This is a genomic window from Microcoleus sp. Pol1C5 (genome assembly GCF_036701115.1).
GTDB lineage: Bacteria > Cyanobacteriota > Cyanobacteriia > Cyanobacteriales > Microcoleaceae > Microcoleus.
In genome coordinates this window covers 19,716-34,699 of the sequence record NZ_JAUBQE010000027.1, presented here as the reverse complement: position 1 = coordinate 34,699, position 14,984 = coordinate 19,716, and the positions used below count along the sequence as shown (strand labels likewise).

Genomic DNA, 14,984 nt, shown 5'->3' with positions numbered 1-14,984 from the left:
ATCATGTATCGTGAATTAATCGAAATACTAGCAGTAGAGCTAGCCAGACGACAGGGATGCTCAATTAGAAACATCAATACCAATAATCCCAAGTTTCAAGTCTACCCAGCAATGGCAAAAGTTTCCCTTGAAACCATTGATGGGTTATTGAAAGAAGAAGGTATCAAGTTCAAAGACCTGGAAGTGTACACTATGGGCAAACATCTTCCTCTCCTAGTGCCAACATTCTGCTGTTGGATGAATTGACCGACCGACTAATCGTTAATCTAGCTAAGGTTAACGGACAAAGAATTGAAAATATCTACTTGGGCGATGTTATTATTCAAGTGTATTTAGGAATGGTCAAAACGTGTTTGAGTGTAATCGATAGTTTTCTCTCACAAAGAAAGCTAGAGTTTGAGGACTTAAAAGTGTCCGAAATGTGTCAGATACCAACCCTATCAAATCAGGAGTCATAACAATGTATCACGAATTGCTCGAAAGATTGGCGCTTATACTAGCCCAAACAGAAGGTTGGGAGATTGAAGATATTCACGGCGACAATCCGAGAATGAAAGTGTATCGAAAGATGGCGGCAGCCTGCTTGGGTGAAATCGATAATTATCTGGAAGAACAAGAGGTTGAATTCGGAGATTTAGAAGTTAATGCAAGGTATGAAATGCCGCAGGTACTGAATCAGGAGGAAGGCTAACATGGCTCAACCCAATCAATACGATGTTGTACTCGGCGGCAACAGCCCTGGGCCACCTCTAGGAAGTGCAATCCTGGGAATAGCTAACAGATACTCGGAACCGGAACACCGCCAGTTTTGTTTGGATGCGGCAGCAGCTCAGTTGCCAGTCAAGCATTACGACGGTCGCTTCTATTGGTCGGGCCCCTCTGCGATAGTTGACGACCTCCAAGATGTTCTCGGCGCAACTAAAGTCAAGTGCGTTTGGGATGAGGTGGGTTCTCGGTTTGCGGTGTATCCCAGAGCCTACAGCCGCGAAGCGATCGCTCTAATGCGAAGTTTAGATGAGGCAGACATTCTCAGCATTTATTTTTTCGTGCAGGCAGGAAGGCAACCATACAAAATGCTGGCAGAGAATTGCTTGAAAACTATCCATTCAGAATTGGGTTTAAAAGTGGAAATTTTAAAAGCTGTTACAACTGAGGGTGTTTCATGACTAAATACGTTCATTAATTCAGACATTTACTCAAGGTTAAAAAGCCTTGCAGGTAGAATCATTGCAACCAAAATGAGGAAAAAAACCAATGAAAGTGCCAGTCACTTGGGAAGATGCCCAAAGCTTGCCCGTCCCTGCTGATGGTGAATTAGAACTTGTAGCAGGGTTAACAATGCAAGAGGTGTACAAAGTATACCGAGATAGGGGAGGAAGAGCTCTTTTTGATAACTCTTGTTACTATTTTGCACGGCAAGCCGGTTTCAGAATCCCTGAAGAAAAGTTTCCAGATTTTTTGGAGTTCTGTAAAGCCAAATGGAGGTTGATAATTCAGTACCTAGAAACCGAGTATCGAGTCCGCTAGTCGGTTATTAATTCGCAACACAATCAAGCTTTAATATGCGCTATCTAAAGCTTGGTTACCACATAGTAAAGAAGAACACAGATGTTTATAGCTCAATCCATCAGACAACCCGAACAGTTTTACTACGCCCATACTTTGTCGAGTGCTAGGCGCTGGAAAACGCGCAGGGGTGCTGACAAAGCCGTTGCTCAATATCCCAACAGTTACATAGTAATCGCAGAAGGGGAAATAGGTTCGCCAGAACACAAATCCCAGTTTCTGATAGCTCGCACCCAGGTAGAAAAAGCAGCAGAACAGGCTTATCGGAATCATAGTTCCGAGGCTTTCTCACCCGAATACCCTGACACTCATTTTGAAGAATTGGCGGTGCGGGCTTGGGAACGCTACCAGCAGCAGCGGTTGCAGGAGGCCACAAGTTGAGCTTGTACGCCATCAGGTTCAAAAAGGATACTCGAGTGCGCTATGCCACCGAAACGCAGGGAAATCCCGAATACAACGCCATTGATTCGGCTACTTTGGAAGGAGCAAAGAAGTGGAAAACGGAACGGGGCGCTCGAAAGTACCTCGAATCTCATGTTTTGGTAGGGCGGCAGGGTGAAAGAATCCAAGCCCGCTGGACTGAGATCGAAGTTGTGGAAATCTCAGCGCAGCAGCAATATCACACCAACAATCCCGAAGTTATCCGCAAAGCTAAAGCTAAGTACGATAGCAAGCGCCCCGTTCTCTCGTTTCGCCCAAAACCAGAGATTTTAGAATGGTTAGAACGGGAGCGATACGAGAATGAAAGCGATGCTCAACTGCTGAATCGCAAGTTAGAAGAGTTGATGGATTTGGAAAGCATTAGGAAAAAGGAATAACAAAATGAGTATCTACCTCATTCAACTGAAGCAAAAAGAAGAAACGTTTTTCGGATATCGCAACAAGAAAGGTGAATGGAGTGCCGTAACAAACACTTGCTTTGCCACTAAGTTTAAAACAGAGAAAGGAGCATGGAGGGCGATTGAACGAGGGGATGACTTACTTCTTTCAGCATACGGAAGTGCTTGTTGGCACGACCTACTCCAGAAAAAAGGCTATAGCATTAACGTAGTTAACATTAATGTAGATGTAGATGTAAATGTAAATGTAGATGTTGCCCCACCAGGAGTCTTTCAATAAAGGAGTTATAACCGTGAATTATTTAATTAAAAATACATAAAAACAACAGCTAAAGGCATCCTGAGAAAGCGTACTCTCTGCACTTTAAACACAGCCTATAAAAGAGAATTGAATCTACCAAAATACGATAAGCTAAGTATAATAGACGTAAGTGTTGTTGGTAAAAAGAGAGTGACCTGTATGAGATGGTGGAGTCAGCACAATGAAAAAGGATTTAACTTTAAGTGAAACAATGGATCAGGTCTTTGACATACTAGAACCTTTAAGCGGATCGTTAGGCGAACATTCTTTTGCGGTGACGTTTCACTCTCGCTCCAGCGGAGTTATTGAATTCATGCTGAATTGGAAGTGTTTCCAGGGCGAACTCCCATTCAACAGTAAGGACGAGCTAATAGAGAAAGCGAGAGAATTGCTAGAAATGACCCAAGAATTCAAATCCTAAGTAAGTTAGCAACACCCAAATTATTACCATGAACAATCCAACTGAAACTACCGACATAGAGGAATTCAAAGCATACTTGCAAGACTTAGCTGCCGTGATGAAAAACGTACCCGGCAGAACCGATTGGAAGTACAGGAGTTTTGAGGAATTGGCATTAGAGTGCGGAAGGGTGATGGAACCCAAACCGCTGCCTAAAACCATCAAACCAGGTCAACCGAGACTTTGTTACGCCAACTGCCAGCAATTAGCCTTAAAAAACCGCAACCTCACTTACGTCGAAGGCTACGCAATGGCGCAAGGCGTGTCTATCCCGCTGCACCACGCTTGGCTGCTCGATGCCAACGGATACGTTATCGACCCGACTTGGGAAACTCCTGGCTGCTGTTATTTGGGCATTCCCCTGGCGACATCGTGGGTAAAATCAATTTGGAATTCTCGAAAGCAGCAGGGACGCCCTGATGAACTGAGCATTTTGCAGGGGAATTATCTCGAAGATTTTTCGATTTTCAAACAAGGATTCCCGGCTGATGCTCTTGCATAACTTTCCATTAGTTTAAGACCGTTGCCGATTAACTCAAATTATCAATCCACCAAAGAGGAAATTAGGAATGACTAATTACATCAACACTATGGAGCTGGACGAGCTAACTCAAGATTTTTTATCAAGTTTGCCTTCTCACACGCACATGAGTTGGACGGAGTGGCAGAAAGAAGCAGAAGCCTACGGGTTGAATGAGAATGAGATTGCTGAATTACAGCAGTACCTTGAGGTAAACAAACAGCTCACATCCCCTATGAGATTCGCGGGTCGGCAGTGGTGGCTGACCAAACAGGAGATCGAACACGTCGAACTAATCAAGCAGTATTTTCCTAGCAATTGGGAAGATGAAGTTTTAGATAGGATGCAACGAGGCGATTTGGGGTACTTAAACAAAGATTGGCGGTTAGAAGAAAGGAAGCAAACTAAGGGCTCAGTTAAACAGTAGCAGGCGCATTATAAAAGATGGTTGAAGGGGGTAGATTCAATGAATATTGCAGACGCAGCTAAAGAATTTGCAATCGCCCAACACGGCACTCAGAAATACGGCGAGCATCCCTATTCCTATCATCTAGCTCAAGTATCTCAAGTGCTGGCCCAATTCGGTTATGCAGGCGATGAAGCGATTGCAGCAGCAGGATGGGTCCACGATACGCTAGAAGATACCCCAACAACTTATGAGATGCTTGTGTCCGAATTTGGCAATGAGGTAGCCGATATTGTGTTTGCTGTAACCAGCGAACCCGGGGAAAACCGAGCCGATCGCTTTCGCAAAACTGCGCTAAAAATCCAGTCCAACAAAAAAGCTTTGATTGTTAAACTTGCCGATAGGATAGCTAACACCGAAGCTAGCCTCCAAAGCAATCCCAAGCTCTACAAGATGTACCTCAAAGAGTTTCCGCTATTCAAACAACTCCTGTACAATCCGCAGGATGTCGAGCTAATGCCGATGTGGAATCGATTGGAAAACCCGAACAAGTAAACTCAAGAGAACAGGATTTTTACCGTGAATACCCTTACCAAAACTATCTCAGGAGAGCAGATCAAGCTCTACTTAGAAGCGGTAGTTGCAGCAATGGAAGTACCACCCGCCAGAGCGCATTGGAAGTATCAACGCTATGAAGAATTAGTCTTAGACTGCGGCTTCATTATGGAACCTCAGCCACTACCCGAAACGATCGAAGTTGGCGCACCTCAGTTTTCTTATTGGAATTGCCAGCAGTTAGCGTTTGCAGATAACAGCCTCACCTACGTCGAAGGATACGCCCTCCACGCCGCTGTCGGGTTTCCAATTAGCCATGCTTGGTTGCTCGCACCCGACGGATATGCCATCGACCCCACTTGGGATTCAGTGGGTTGCTATTTTGGAGTTCCGCTCTCTACCACATGGGTGGAGTCTGTTTTAGCCACGCGCAACCGCATGGATAACCTCAGCATATTTGACGGCAATTACATCGAGCGATTTTCCCTGCTCAAAGATGGATTGCCGGTCGATGCTTTTGCTAACTTGCTGCGGGGAAGTGAAGTGGGTATTGTTGAAAATCAATCAATCTCCAGACTCTCTTGATTCCCACAGCAACTCTACAATTAGCTGAAAATCTTGAGTGTTTGGTGTATACCCGCAAGCTGCTTCCCATGCTTCGGTTAAAATAGCCCATTCCTCTGGAGTCTGGGGTTTTTGGCGCACCAGGGTGAGGAAATTGGTTTTGATGCGCGCTTCTGCGGTGTCAACCCCAAACCGAACCAGTTGCATCTCAAACGCGGGGTGGCTGCTGTTGGCAAGGATGTCGGCATAGTCCGTGTCTAGCAAATCGATTTGTTCGAGCGGCGAGTCAGTCATTCTCTGCATTCCATATTTCTTAGTGCCTGCATCACCATCATTTCACGCTTGTCTGACTCTTGAGCGATCGCCGAGTCAGAGCACACAAAATACACAGCAGCAGAAACTCGCTTGACGATCGCACACTCTCAGCAACCCCCAAGTTTTTTAGTTTGTGTGACCCCAGGGCTGATGGCCGTTGCTCAGGAAACTTGAAAAACAACCGCCCCACAACTTTTGTTAAGCTTGCTAGATTGTGTAGTAGTCTAAAAAATCAACCCTATGGATTTCATCACTTTTTTGCAGAACATCAACAGCAACATCCTCAGCAGCATCGCTATCTTCTTTAATTTGGTGCTGTTCGTTCGATTGATAGTCGGTTGTGGTCGGGGAATCAGGCAGGGCTGGACGGTCGGTGAAGCAACCACAGGTAAAATAACCGAACTCGGTCTTTACACAGCAATTCTGTTTGGTGCGTGGCAGTGGTGGCCGCAGGAGTGGGTTTGGTTCACCGTGCTGCCTCAATGCGCGTTTGTGGTGTTTGCTGGGGGGTTAATTGGCTGTACTTCCAAGTGGGGTGTAGAGCGAGCGTTTTTGCGTAGCTGATGGCGGGCGCGCAACGGCAAGGTGCGAGGCGCTCAAACTCTTATCCGGTATGGAGTTAAAGTGCTACTTTACGCCTCGTAGCAGCTTCGCTATTTTGCTTGCGAGTCGGTATCCTGGAAAAGGCGACCGCTTTTCAAACAACTCGCAGTGCCAGAGGTCAAGTAAGTGCCAGCTACCATCGCGATTAGCGCAGCCGAAATTCGGCAGGTATTCCAGCAGCGCCGGTTCGCCAGCGCTTCGAGGTTTGGGGAACTGGCTCGCAGAGCCAACTATTTAGCTGCAATCGTTGAAAGTCGCTGGGAACAACTTCCCGCCCCAACGCAAGAATTGTTCGCAGTTTTTGCCCGCGATCTAATCGAACCGCCTCGGGGGATCGAGCAAAGGTTTCTCGATTTTTTAGAGCGCTTTCACTTGGCAGCCGTTTTATTTGGGATGGCAATTCAAGGTGAAACCGATAGTTTTGTAGCTTATAATAATGCTTTTGACAGGCTTGTCAGCGCAGTTTTGAATGCAGTCGAACGCGAAGACAATGCCTACCGACAAGCGCTGTCTGAAGCCCTGGAAGAAACTTTTTCCGAGTGGGAAACCGCCGAGGCGATGACGGCAGAGGAAGCGTGCGTGCGAATCCGGCAAATTTCTGAACGCGCCCTCACCGAACTTTGAGAAAACGCTGTACTACTGTACTAAAGACTGGGAAGCGAAGACCCCAAATTTAGAATGAGCAGCCCTTTTCCTTCTTCCTTAAGTGACAGCAGCAGAGCCAATTTCCCCAACTCAATTCCCATCGTCCAGCCAATAAAACCAACGATCGCCCAATCGCTGCGAACCGCCGCCTCACACCGAATCGTCCATCCACCCGCACTCCGGGCAATCCCAATGCACCGGGGGCGTTTCGTATTTGGGATAAGTCATTTCGCATTGGGGACACCGGCTGGTAAACAAGGGGTGGGTATCCAAAAGCTCTAGCTGCTGTTCCAAAGTCCACCGTTGCCGGGGTTGCAGAATGAGTTCGCCGTTGTAGTAGCTCGCCCCTTCGGGTTCCCACAGTTCATCGGGTTCAGCGTTGGGGTCTTCTCGAAAGTCAAGGCAAGTATCGGCGTTGGGGCCTGTGGGATGCACGGCACAGATGAGGTGTGGGTTGCGGGCAAAGAGGAGACAGCGATCACATTCGGAGATTTTGGGCATGGCGGGTTTGTGGGGTTTTGGTCTGGGTTTAGTTTCTCGCAAATGGGGGTGTTAGTGGCGATCGCGGAACCGTGATTGCAGTCTTCGAGATTTCACAACAAATCCCCTCTGATTGTTTGCAGCTTAAATTCCCTAGCATTCTGCATCTGCTTTCGTGAAAAAAATTCAAATGCTTCAAATTGGCAGACGATTTGATTGTGTTTTAGTAAGCAGTTCTAAGACTTTCCTCTCTACAGGAGTAAGTTGAAGGATAGAATGCCATCGCTTGCATCAGATTTCAAACTATAAATCTAGCGGTACGCTTTACTCTCTAAGCATTGGTCGTACCTGCAATCTCTATTCAGTTCCAATTAGAACCTCCAACGATCGGCTTTTATTTTGATTGCAACCTGTAGTTCATATCGCATACATAGCGATCGCTGAGCACTTGCTGGGCCGACGGCTGGAGGATCTTTTTAGGCACTTTCTTGCTCTACCATGACTCTGGATACTCAGCATGGGTTGGAAGCCCTCCGCTAGCACAACTCCACGGCGCTCTCGATGCCCAGAAAATGCGATCTGTCGGAGCCATAGGCGGTGCTGTATCCAACGAGCCGGCTGGAACAACCACAATTTTGCTGTTGCGCGTTAGACGCGGGACCGGACACCCGCAATGACTGCAAAACCATTTGCTGAAGCTATGAGCTGTGGGAAGGTCATAACGTGTGATGCCTTCCTCCCCTGAAAGCCATCGGAACTGGCTCGGCTCAACGGTTAGATTTGTGGCGTGGCCTGTGCCCGTGCCTTTGCGACACCGCGAGCAGTGGCAATGAGCCATTTTCTGGAACGGTGGGTTCACTTCAAAGGTCACAGTTCCGCAAAGGCAACTACCGTGAATGCTGGGCTTATCCATCTGCTCTCTCCGAGTGTCTAAATATTATTAGGCTGAACGATTCTAGTTATCCACCAGAACTAGATGGATAGTCAGAATCGTACTGTATATCATTCTAAATTTAGTGGATACGTAGAATTGTTCCGTATATTAGGTATTTTCTGGAGGAAAGGCTGAATTTTTCCGCATATCCTCAAGCGCAATTGCCCGTTGCCCTAGGTTGAGTTGAGCTTGCCACGTCAAGGCTTGTGAATCAGGGTAACGTGAAACCAAACATGGCTCGATGGGGCGAGCGCACCGGGGTTGAGATTGAGAAGCAGTAATGAGTATCGGGTTTCATCCTTCAACCCAACCTACAAGATCGGGCGCTCGCATTAAGTTGAAGGATAGAATGCGCGAGCAAGCTACAAACTGAGATAGCTCACATTCTCATACCTCAAATACCTTGATGCTATTCCATTCCCCACGTATTATCCCAGCTATAGCACTCTTGAATCAGTTGATGTACCGCAGCATCGGCAGTTGAAAATGTACCGCAATTAGTTCTTTTTGTTCCAGATGCCGCATGACCGATATCTCGATACAACGCAAACTGACCGTTCTCGGAATGAATAGAGAGCGTAATAGCAACGCCATTTGCATACTGTTTCCACAAGCTAACAAATGAAGCTCTTTGTGGTACCAAATTAACATCTTCTAGATCACAAATCCATTGCCGCTGTTGCAAGTCTGTCCGCGTATGTTCCTCTATCATTGCTCTTATAGTATTTGAGTTATATCATTACCTAAACAAACACTAATTGAGCCAAAACTGTACTAGACACGGATTCTAAACAACGATTTACAAAAACGAGCGGGCTCGCGCATTAAGTTGAAGGATACAATGCGCGAGCCAAATCAACACATCTGCACTACCGAGCTTCTTGAAGTATCTGGCGACTGGGAATAGCTCGAAGCCCACCTTTTCATAGGTGTGACGGGCTCTTTCATGACCGGGCTCGCCTCCAGTCTCAATCATAGCCACAGACATTCCAGTGCCTTTACTTGCCACAGAAGTGGTGCAACGGAGGACTGAGGGATTTCAATGCCCCTGGGCTCACAATTGGGTATTCTGCTCGTCGTGCTCTCTCGTGCATTTACTGGAAGCCTGCGTTGTAAGCGTTGCTGAATTTACTGCGGGTTCAAGTGATTTTTCGCTGGGCTTTCCCAAATAAAGAATACCGAGAGCAATGGTAGCTCCCGGCATCAACTTTTCCAGTTCCGTTGTTGTTAAGTAAATCCAATCAGGCTCAATGAAAGGAAAATTTGCCTCACTCGATTCAGCACAGCAGATCGTTATTGGTTAGCCTGTTCCAAAGCGGGATTGGTTGAAGCTCCAGCAATTTCGGCCAAATTAATCTTGACGACTTTATTGCGAGCTTCAGTTACTTTGGGCAGGGTTAGCGTTAGAATGCCATCTTTGTATTCAGCTTGCACAGAGTCGTTTTGAATGTGTGCGGGCAAGGGAAGCGTCCGGTGGAATTTGCCGTAGCGGAATTCTGAGCGGACGTAGCCAGATTTTTCTTCTGTGTTTTCGTAGCGGCGTTCGCCAGAAATAGAAATTGCTTCGCGGGTGACTTGAACGTCAACGTCTTTGGGGTCAATTCCAGGCAGTTGCGCTTTTAATACGAAGTTGTCCCCAGCATCAGCCAATTCTAAAGCTGGCATCCAAGCGGCTTCTGAGTTATCTCTCGCTGCTGCCCGTCCGTCAAAAACTTTATCGAGTTGCTGACGGATGGTTTCAATTTCTGTGAAGGGTTGCCAGTAGCGCATCAACATAGTGTGTCACCTCAAAGATTGGTAAAGCTTTATAGGGAAAGTTTGGGTTGAAGCTCGTTGCTTGCAGTTATTATGATGCCGCTTTACAAGTAGGAGGAACAGTCAGGAGAACCCTACTCTGTTGGTCGTATTTGCCCGCATAAGTGCGAAACAATCAGAGTAATTAGCAGTGAAGAAAACCGTACAAAGCTATTCCTAGAAACCTCACCATGCTGTAGCAACACCATGAGCTTGCCTTGCCCGTTCTGCACGGCGTGCGAGCGTCGGGGGAAGGATCGGCGGTGTTGCCAACCGTATTGCGATCGATTATGTTAGAAGAATCTACCGTAAACAAGCAGATAGCCAAGCCATTGTCGCAGGCAGCCATTCAGCTATTATTAAAGCGCACAAACCGCATTGCGCGATCCCATCATCCAATCCTGCACCTCCGATACTAAGGGGAGTTGCAGCAATTTCGGGGCGAACATCTTTTAGGTGTAGTAAATCACCTCCGATCGTCGTTCCCAATACTCCTCCCGCAAAAGCAACTGACACGTCTGAGCGGTTCACTCCGCCAACAACCAATGCCATTGCTGACAAAACCGCAACAATCGTGATTAGCCAAAACCTCGACACTCTAGTAACAATTGCTCTTCCTGGAATGACTGTCACTAGGAAGTAACTAAACGACGCAACGACCGCTGTTACTATCAAAATTGCTACAGGTTGAGCGCGATGAAATTGGTAAAGCGCCAAAATAATGGGAATGAGCCCTCCTGATACATTTAAACCAATATAACCATAAAATTCGGATTGGGTTTTGTATGAAGGTAAGCACAAGCACTTTAACAACCAAAGCGGAAAGATTTCAAAGCTGACTCGCTGTTTTGACTGGCGAGCCTGTGTCAATATGAAGAGCGGTAAATTGATAGAGCACCCGAAAAAAGCTGCAATGAGGAGAGGTAAACCCAACCCTGGGGCAATGCCCAATCGAGCAATCAGGGTTGAAAACACAATTGGATAAATTTTGAAAATTAGAAAAATTATGTACAAAAAAATAGTCACAAATAGCAGCAAAAAAAGCAGGCAGCCTAGACAAGATTTGGGTTGAAGATTCCAGCTCGCTGCCCCTTCTCTACTGATGTAAAAATTACTGTATAACCAGCGTGTCAATCGTTGTTTTAGGGAATACATCGCGCCAAGTTAGTAGAAGAGATATTTCCGTTTTTTCTTTCATATTATGCTAAGTTTACGCATTTACATAATCACTCTCTACCAACAGTGTTTCATTTTTTTGGGAGACGACGATCTATCGGAAATTAATTAACATCATTCCACAGGCGAGATGATAAGTCAATTCATAAATTCATTGCTTGAATTCATAAAAGTCATAACCTTAATTTCATAAAAGTCATAAATCTTACTAATTCCTAAGATCGCCTCCAACTGAATTCGGTATTATTATTCACGCTCGCCCGATGTTCCAAAGCCTCTGTGAGGCCCACCGCCGCACAGAATGTTATAGTTTTAGCGATAGCATTAAATAAAGTTCCCCCATCTTGATAACTGATGCCAGCGGAACAAAACCCTATGGCTCCGTACTGCTGGCATTAAAACGAATTTAATACGGATTTAACACGGATTAATACCACCATGTCTAATTTAGTTAAGGTTAACTTGCTAGCTTCCTCCGAAGCGGGAAATCTAAAAGCATTAGCACTGTCTAATGCACAAATTGACGAAAAGCTGGGCCAGGTGCCCGTGTTTGCGATTACAGACGCGACTGGTGCGCCTGTAATCGCTTCTGTTCCCAAACAAGGTCAGGGTCAAAGCGGCAATGATTCGGTGGCAGGAATTTTTATCAGCCAGCAGGATGCTCAAGCTTTTGTCGAGCAACTGAAAACTACAAACCCTCAGTTGGCGGCTTTGGTGCGGGTGATGCCGGTGTCGCTGGGGGAAATTTACCAGCTTTCTCAAGCAAATAAAGGCAAGCCCGACGAGGTGAAGTTTGCTTACGTTCCGGCACCGCAGCAGCTTGAGTCTGCTAAAACGGTGTTGCGGCAAAATGGTCAGCAAGTTAACGAGTACAGCGGTGTACCTCTGTTTTTGGCAAGAGTCGGCACGGACAACCGTTATTTGACGATTCAGCGAGGTCAGCAAGAGGTTGTTCCCCTGTTTTTTAACAGGGAAGAATTGCAAGGAATTGTGGATACTTTTAAGCAGCAGCAGCCGAATCTCACTGCCACAATTAAGATTGAAGTGGTGAATTTGGAGAGCGTTCTGGAAGCTTTGCCAACTGAGAACGACCCGTTCTTTGAACAAATTATTTTGGTGCCGCCGCAGGAGTCGCTGAATTTTGTGCGCGAGGGTTCTGGAATTATCACAGACTTTGAGCAGTTGAGCGTTTTTAATAACTTATTGACTGCATCAGCTAGCGGAGGTTTTTTTGACTTAACTCTGGGCAATGATTTATTGCAAATACCTCCAAACAGTGCAACTAAATTTTCAGGCGGCGTGCGAGCCTTAGACGGTAACGATACCGTGAGCGGTTCATCAGAGGATGATGTAATTAATGGGAATGCTGAAAATGATGTGCTGCGCGGCGGCGCTGGTAGCGACTTGCTGCGGGGTGGCAAAGGCAGCGATTTAATTTTCGGAGATGATGGCAGCGATCTGCTCAGCGGCGGTCAAGATAATGATAGTCTTTCCGGCGAAAGTGGCAATGATTTTTTGCGGGGAGGTAGACAAAATGACACTTTGAACGGCGGCGAAGGCAATGATTTTTTATTAGGTGATGCAGGTTTTGACATTCTTACTGGCGCCGGCGGAATAGATACTTTTATTATCAAAACGGATGTTGATGCAGGGGTGCGGGATGCAAATTTTGCTGATCGAATTACCGATTTAAATCAAGGGGATAGAATAGCGCTCGCAGGCAGTATCAGTCTTAATGACCTCAATTTCAATGCGGAGGGTGCAAACACGTTAATCTTGTTAGCTAATGGCGACATTTTAGCCAATGTTTTAAATGCAGCACCCGCAACTGTTCGCAGTGCCACATTCATCGCATCCACTACAGATTCGATTCTGAACTTGGGGTAATAGCGATCGACCTTCGCAATGTGTAGCCCAGATAAGTATTGCACAAGTCGATCACCTCCAACTCAACATCGCTGGGGTCTTTGGGTTCCATCTCGTACAAATCGCATAGCACAACCTTGACGTTGGGAAACACAAAATACTCCGTCAGTTTACCAATGCGATAATTAAACGCTTTGTAGCGGTGTTTGAAGTACAGTTCCACATTCCCCCGATGTTCCCACAATCCCAGCAAATTGACAACCACATCCGAGTAATGCGCTTTCACATCCCGCTGCACTTCGGCGATGCGTTCCTCGATCGATCGAGTTGTCACCCCAATTTTATAGAAGCAGCTTTCGTCAGCTTTGACTTCCAGAAAATAGAGCGCGTTCACCAAAATCCGACGAAGTTGCGCTCGATAAATCTGCAAATCAGCCCGCCGTTCTTCTAAACAAGATAACCCCGCAGATAAAGCAATTTCTACAGAGCCTTCCAACTTCATTAACTCCGACAGCAGCAGCGGTTCTTGGACTTTGTTGAACAACACCAAGGGAAGAGCACCCACTGGGATTTTACCCAAGTCGGTAAAGTGATAAGTGCGATCGCCCGACGACTCCAGCAATCCTTTCAACTGCCAGCGAAAGTTTACCAAGTCTTTGGGAATGGCGTAATTTTGTGCGCCGTACTCTTTCCACAGCACTTTTAGTTGTTCTAGTTCCTCACCCTTGAGTTCGATGTTGAAATGCTCGTAGAGGGGCAGCGAGGGAAACGCTTTGGTTTTAATCCGCTGCGACACTGGTTTGCAAGTTTCCTCAGTGTGCGCGAAGTGATGTTCTTTCACCGAACCCTTTTTTGCTGTCAATCCGCCACCGCAGTAGAGACAAGCGAGGTTAGTTTTTCCGCGCACAACTTCATCAATGCCCGTCAGTTCACCGCTGAGAGCAACGCCGTATTTAAGCCACATTGTCTGTCAATTCTCCTTTGAGCCGGTTTTGGAGATGCACCTGCTCCACACGATGGCTTACGCCCCGCTTCGCTACGAGAATTGTAACAACAAATCTAGGGGTTAGGGGTTCTGCCTCGGGAAAGAAAGCGATCGGCACTCGATGCTCTTGATGCGCGACTGTCAATCTAAAATCTAAAATCTAAAATCTAAAATTGCTCGTCACCAGTCGGGAATTTCTTGGGCCGCGTCGTCTGATAGGTCTTGTGACAGTTGCTCTCTCGGTAACGGCACAGCAGACAATTCATCCTCTACAGGGGAAAATGTAGGTTTCCCCGTGTAGGAAAGCATGGAAAGACTTGCGATCGCTCCTTTGACTTGATCCGGCTTCACCTCTAAGTAATGCTGCAACTGTTCGAGGTTGCTGTGACCGCTGATTTCTTGAATAATTCGCAATGGGATACCCGCATTGCTCATCTGGGTGAGAGCCGTCCTCCTAAAACTGTGGGTGGAGGCTCCCTCGATGCCAGTTCGCTCGAACGCTTCTCTCAAAATCTGATCCGCTGAGTTGGTGTGCAGATGCTTCCAGTGGTGGGAATGGTGGCGGCTGGGGAATAAATAAGTTTGGCCGGCGTGGGGTTTCCAAGATGTCAGGAGACTCCGCAAATCTTCAATGACGGGAATCGTTCGGGTTTGGAGTTGACCTTTGGTGTTGCCCTTGCGGAAGTTGATTGTAGGTCGGACTGTACCTTTGGCCGTGTAAATATCGATGACTTCCAGCGAACAAGCTTCGGCAATCCGACAGGCCGTGTAGAGACAAACTCCAAACAAGGTGCGATCGCGTGAAGTCTGCAAACCTTTGTTAAATAAGAGTTCGATTTCGTGTTGCGTAAGTATTTTGGCTTGCCCGTGCCGTTCTATCTTCATGCTTGGTGTATACCCGACCCGATACCAGAAAGTTTGCCGCAAATACTGCATTGCTGCATTGCATTGGGGGTATTTCTTATTAATGCGGCG

At 46.6% G+C, this 14,984-nt stretch carries 23 protein-coding genes; 15 read left to right on the top strand and 8 right to left on the bottom strand.

Features of this window, described 5'->3' with window-relative positions; all coding sequences use genetic code 11:
• Window positions 1-3: 3 nt before the first annotated feature.
• The 12 genes from QUA23_RS16280 to QUA23_RS16225 all read left to right on the top strand — a co-directional run bounded on the left by QUA23_RS16280 (window position 4) and on the right by QUA23_RS16225 (window position 5,232).
• The gene (locus QUA23_RS16280) at window positions 4-246 is read left to right on the top strand and encodes a hypothetical protein (RefSeq protein WP_333076959.1); all 243 of its coding nucleotides are present in this window, start codon (window positions 4-6) and stop codon (window positions 244-246) included.
• A gap of 214 nt (window positions 247-460) precedes the next feature.
• Window positions 461-691: a hypothetical protein gene (locus QUA23_RS16275; protein ID WP_333076957.1), complete on the top strand. Its 231-nt coding sequence runs from the start codon at window positions 461-463 to the stop codon at window positions 689-691.
• Window position 692: 1 nt separating this feature from the next.
• Window positions 693-1,166, top strand: coding sequence for a hypothetical protein (locus QUA23_RS16270; RefSeq protein WP_333076956.1), 474 nt, complete (start codon window positions 693-695; stop codon window positions 1,164-1,166).
• Between the two features lie 88 nt (window positions 1,167-1,254).
• Window positions 1,255-1,527 carry a hypothetical protein gene (locus tag QUA23_RS16265; RefSeq protein WP_333076955.1) on the top strand — a complete coding sequence of 91 codons (273 nt, stop codon included), beginning with the start codon at window positions 1,255-1,257 and terminating at the stop codon, window positions 1,525-1,527.
• A gap of 81 nt (window positions 1,528-1,608) precedes the next feature.
• Entirely contained in the window at window positions 1,609-1,947 is a 339-nt protein-coding gene (locus QUA23_RS16260; protein ID WP_333076954.1) for a hypothetical protein, read from the top strand.
• Window positions 1,948-1,982: 35 nt separating this feature from the next.
• Window positions 1,983-2,384 (top strand): hypothetical protein, encoded by a 402-nt coding sequence (locus QUA23_RS16255; protein ID WP_333076952.1) that lies wholly within the window; start codon window positions 1,983-1,985, stop codon window positions 2,382-2,384.
• A 4-nt stretch (window positions 2,385-2,388) separates the two neighbouring features.
• Window positions 2,389-2,685: a hypothetical protein gene (locus tag QUA23_RS16250; protein ID WP_333076950.1), complete on the top strand. Its 297-nt coding sequence runs from the start codon at window positions 2,389-2,391 to the stop codon at window positions 2,683-2,685.
• Between the two features lie 202 nt (window positions 2,686-2,887).
• Entirely contained in the window at window positions 2,888-3,127 is a 240-nt protein-coding gene (locus QUA23_RS16245) for a hypothetical protein (RefSeq protein ID WP_333076948.1), read from the top strand.
• 28 nt (window positions 3,128-3,155) lie between these two features.
• Entirely contained in the window at window positions 3,156-3,668 is a 513-nt protein-coding gene (locus QUA23_RS16240) for a hypothetical protein (RefSeq protein ID WP_333076947.1), read from the top strand.
• 67 nt (window positions 3,669-3,735) lie between these two features.
• A complete protein-coding gene (locus QUA23_RS16235) occupies window positions 3,736-4,113 on the top strand; it encodes a hypothetical protein (RefSeq protein ID WP_333076945.1) in 378 nt (125 codons plus the stop codon).
• A 39-nt stretch (window positions 4,114-4,152) separates the two neighbouring features.
• Entirely contained in the window at window positions 4,153-4,647 is a 495-nt protein-coding gene (locus QUA23_RS16230; RefSeq protein ID WP_333076944.1) for an HD domain-containing protein, read from the top strand.
• Window positions 4,648-4,671: 24 nt separating this feature from the next.
• Entirely contained in the window at window positions 4,672-5,232 is a 561-nt protein-coding gene (locus QUA23_RS16225; RefSeq protein ID WP_333076943.1) for a hypothetical protein, read from the top strand.
• Here the strand turns inward: QUA23_RS16225 and QUA23_RS16220 are convergent.
• The gene (locus QUA23_RS16220; protein WP_333076941.1) at window positions 5,212-5,505 is read right to left on the bottom strand and encodes a hypothetical protein; all 294 of its coding nucleotides are present in this window, start codon (window positions 5,503-5,505) and stop codon (window positions 5,212-5,214) included. The two genes, QUA23_RS16225 and QUA23_RS16220, sit on opposite strands and share 21 nt — an antisense overlap.
• A gap of 261 nt (window positions 5,506-5,766) precedes the next feature.
• On the opposite strand from QUA23_RS16220, the gene QUA23_RS16215 reads away from it, so the two are divergent.
• Window positions 5,767-6,090 carry a hypothetical protein gene (locus QUA23_RS16215; RefSeq protein ID WP_333076940.1) on the top strand — a complete coding sequence of 108 codons (324 nt, stop codon included), beginning with the start codon at window positions 5,767-5,769 and terminating at the stop codon, window positions 6,088-6,090.
• 165 nt (window positions 6,091-6,255) lie between these two features.
• Complete coding sequence (locus tag QUA23_RS16210; RefSeq protein WP_333076939.1) at window positions 6,256-6,753, top strand: hypothetical protein; 498 nt, start codon at window positions 6,256-6,258, stop codon at window positions 6,751-6,753.
• Between the two features lie 171 nt (window positions 6,754-6,924).
• Here the strand turns inward: QUA23_RS16210 and QUA23_RS16205 are convergent, their stop codons facing one another.
• From QUA23_RS16205 to QUA23_RS16190, 5 genes are all read right to left on the bottom strand, one after another.
• Window positions 6,925-7,275, bottom strand: a complete 351-nt coding sequence (locus QUA23_RS16205; RefSeq protein ID WP_333076936.1) for a hypothetical protein — start codon at window positions 7,273-7,275, stop codon at window positions 6,925-6,927.
• A gap of 472 nt (window positions 7,276-7,747) precedes the next feature.
• Entirely contained in the window at window positions 7,748-8,167 is a 420-nt protein-coding gene (locus QUA23_RS31065) for a GFA family protein (protein ID WP_445243499.1), read from the bottom strand.
• Window positions 8,168-8,597: 430 nt separating this feature from the next.
• Window positions 8,598-8,831 (bottom strand): hypothetical protein, encoded by a 234-nt coding sequence (locus QUA23_RS16200; RefSeq protein ID WP_333076935.1) that lies wholly within the window; start codon window positions 8,829-8,831, stop codon window positions 8,598-8,600.
• A 650-nt stretch (window positions 8,832-9,481) separates the two neighbouring features.
• Entirely contained in the window at window positions 9,482-9,964 is a 483-nt protein-coding gene (locus tag QUA23_RS16195; protein ID WP_333076933.1) for an Hsp20/alpha crystallin family protein, read from the bottom strand.
• A 321-nt stretch (window positions 9,965-10,285) separates the two neighbouring features.
• Window positions 10,286-11,137 carry a DUF1614 domain-containing protein gene (locus QUA23_RS16190; protein ID WP_333076931.1) on the bottom strand — a complete coding sequence of 284 codons (852 nt, stop codon included), beginning with the start codon at window positions 11,135-11,137 and terminating at the stop codon, window positions 10,286-10,288.
• Between the two features lie 459 nt (window positions 11,138-11,596).
• Between QUA23_RS16190 and QUA23_RS16185 the strand changes: the two genes are divergently transcribed.
• Entirely contained in the window at window positions 11,597-13,045 is a 1,449-nt protein-coding gene (locus QUA23_RS16185; RefSeq protein ID WP_333076929.1) for a Tic22 family protein, read from the top strand.
• Here the strand turns inward: QUA23_RS16185 and QUA23_RS16180 are convergent.
• Window positions 13,017-13,988: a GIY-YIG nuclease family protein gene (locus QUA23_RS16180; RefSeq protein ID WP_333076927.1), complete on the bottom strand. Its 972-nt coding sequence runs from the start codon at window positions 13,986-13,988 to the stop codon at window positions 13,017-13,019. The two genes, QUA23_RS16185 and QUA23_RS16180, sit on opposite strands and share 29 nt — an antisense overlap.
• Window positions 13,989-14,189: 201 nt before the next feature.
• The gene (locus tag QUA23_RS16175) at window positions 14,190-14,894 is read right to left on the bottom strand and encodes a tyrosine-type recombinase/integrase (RefSeq protein WP_333076925.1); all 705 of its coding nucleotides are present in this window, start codon (window positions 14,892-14,894) and stop codon (window positions 14,190-14,192) included.
• Window positions 14,895-14,984: the final 90 nt, after the last annotated feature.

What these genes read in the sequence shown, in the direction of transcription:
- QUA23_RS16230 (WP_333076944.1), top strand. Translation starts at nt 4,153, where the DNA reads ATGAATATTGCAGACGCAGCTAAAGAATTTGCAATCGCCCAACACGGC.
- QUA23_RS16195 (WP_333076933.1), bottom strand. Translation starts at nt 9,964, where the DNA reads ATGTTGATGCGCTACTGGCAACCCTTCACAGAAATTGAAACCATCCGT.
- QUA23_RS16180 (WP_333076927.1), bottom strand. Translation starts at nt 13,988, where the DNA reads ATGTGGCTTAAATACGGCGTTGCTCTCAGCGGTGAACTGACGGGCATT.
- QUA23_RS16215 (WP_333076940.1), top strand. Translation starts at nt 5,767, where the DNA reads ATGGATTTCATCACTTTTTTGCAGAACATCAACAGCAACATCCTCAGC.
- QUA23_RS16245 (WP_333076948.1), top strand. Translation starts at nt 2,888, where the DNA reads ATGAAAAAGGATTTAACTTTAAGTGAAACAATGGATCAGGTCTTTGAC.
- QUA23_RS16265 (WP_333076955.1), top strand. Translation starts at nt 1,255, where the DNA reads ATGAAAGTGCCAGTCACTTGGGAAGATGCCCAAAGCTTGCCCGTCCCT.
- QUA23_RS16260 (WP_333076954.1), top strand. Translation starts at nt 1,609, where the DNA reads ATGTTTATAGCTCAATCCATCAGACAACCCGAACAGTTTTACTACGCC.
- QUA23_RS16190 (WP_333076931.1), bottom strand. Translation starts at nt 11,137, where the DNA reads ATGTATTCCCTAAAACAACGATTGACACGCTGGTTATACAGTAATTTT.
- QUA23_RS16185 (WP_333076929.1), top strand. Translation starts at nt 11,597, where the DNA reads ATGTCTAATTTAGTTAAGGTTAACTTGCTAGCTTCCTCCGAAGCGGGA.
- QUA23_RS16220 (WP_333076941.1), bottom strand. Translation starts at nt 5,505, where the DNA reads ATGACTGACTCGCCGCTCGAACAAATCGATTTGCTAGACACGGACTAT.
- QUA23_RS16235 (WP_333076945.1), top strand. Translation starts at nt 3,736, where the DNA reads ATGACTAATTACATCAACACTATGGAGCTGGACGAGCTAACTCAAGAT.
- QUA23_RS16275 (WP_333076957.1), top strand. Translation starts at nt 461, where the DNA reads ATGTATCACGAATTGCTCGAAAGATTGGCGCTTATACTAGCCCAAACA.
- QUA23_RS16175 (WP_333076925.1), bottom strand. Translation starts at nt 14,894, where the DNA reads ATGAAGATAGAACGGCACGGGCAAGCCAAAATACTTACGCAACACGAA.
- QUA23_RS31065 (WP_445243499.1), bottom strand. Translation starts at nt 8,167, where the DNA reads ATGGATAAGCCCAGCATTCACGGTAGTTGCCTTTGCGGAACTGTGACC.
- QUA23_RS16280 (WP_333076959.1), top strand. Translation starts at nt 4, where the DNA reads ATGTATCGTGAATTAATCGAAATACTAGCAGTAGAGCTAGCCAGACGA.
- QUA23_RS16240 (WP_333076947.1), top strand. Translation starts at nt 3,156, where the DNA reads ATGAACAATCCAACTGAAACTACCGACATAGAGGAATTCAAAGCATAC.
- QUA23_RS16270 (WP_333076956.1), top strand. Translation starts at nt 693, where the DNA reads ATGGCTCAACCCAATCAATACGATGTTGTACTCGGCGGCAACAGCCCT.
- QUA23_RS16205 (WP_333076936.1), bottom strand. Translation starts at nt 7,275, where the DNA reads ATGCCCAAAATCTCCGAATGTGATCGCTGTCTCCTCTTTGCCCGCAAC.
- QUA23_RS16250 (WP_333076950.1), top strand. Translation starts at nt 2,389, where the DNA reads ATGAGTATCTACCTCATTCAACTGAAGCAAAAAGAAGAAACGTTTTTC.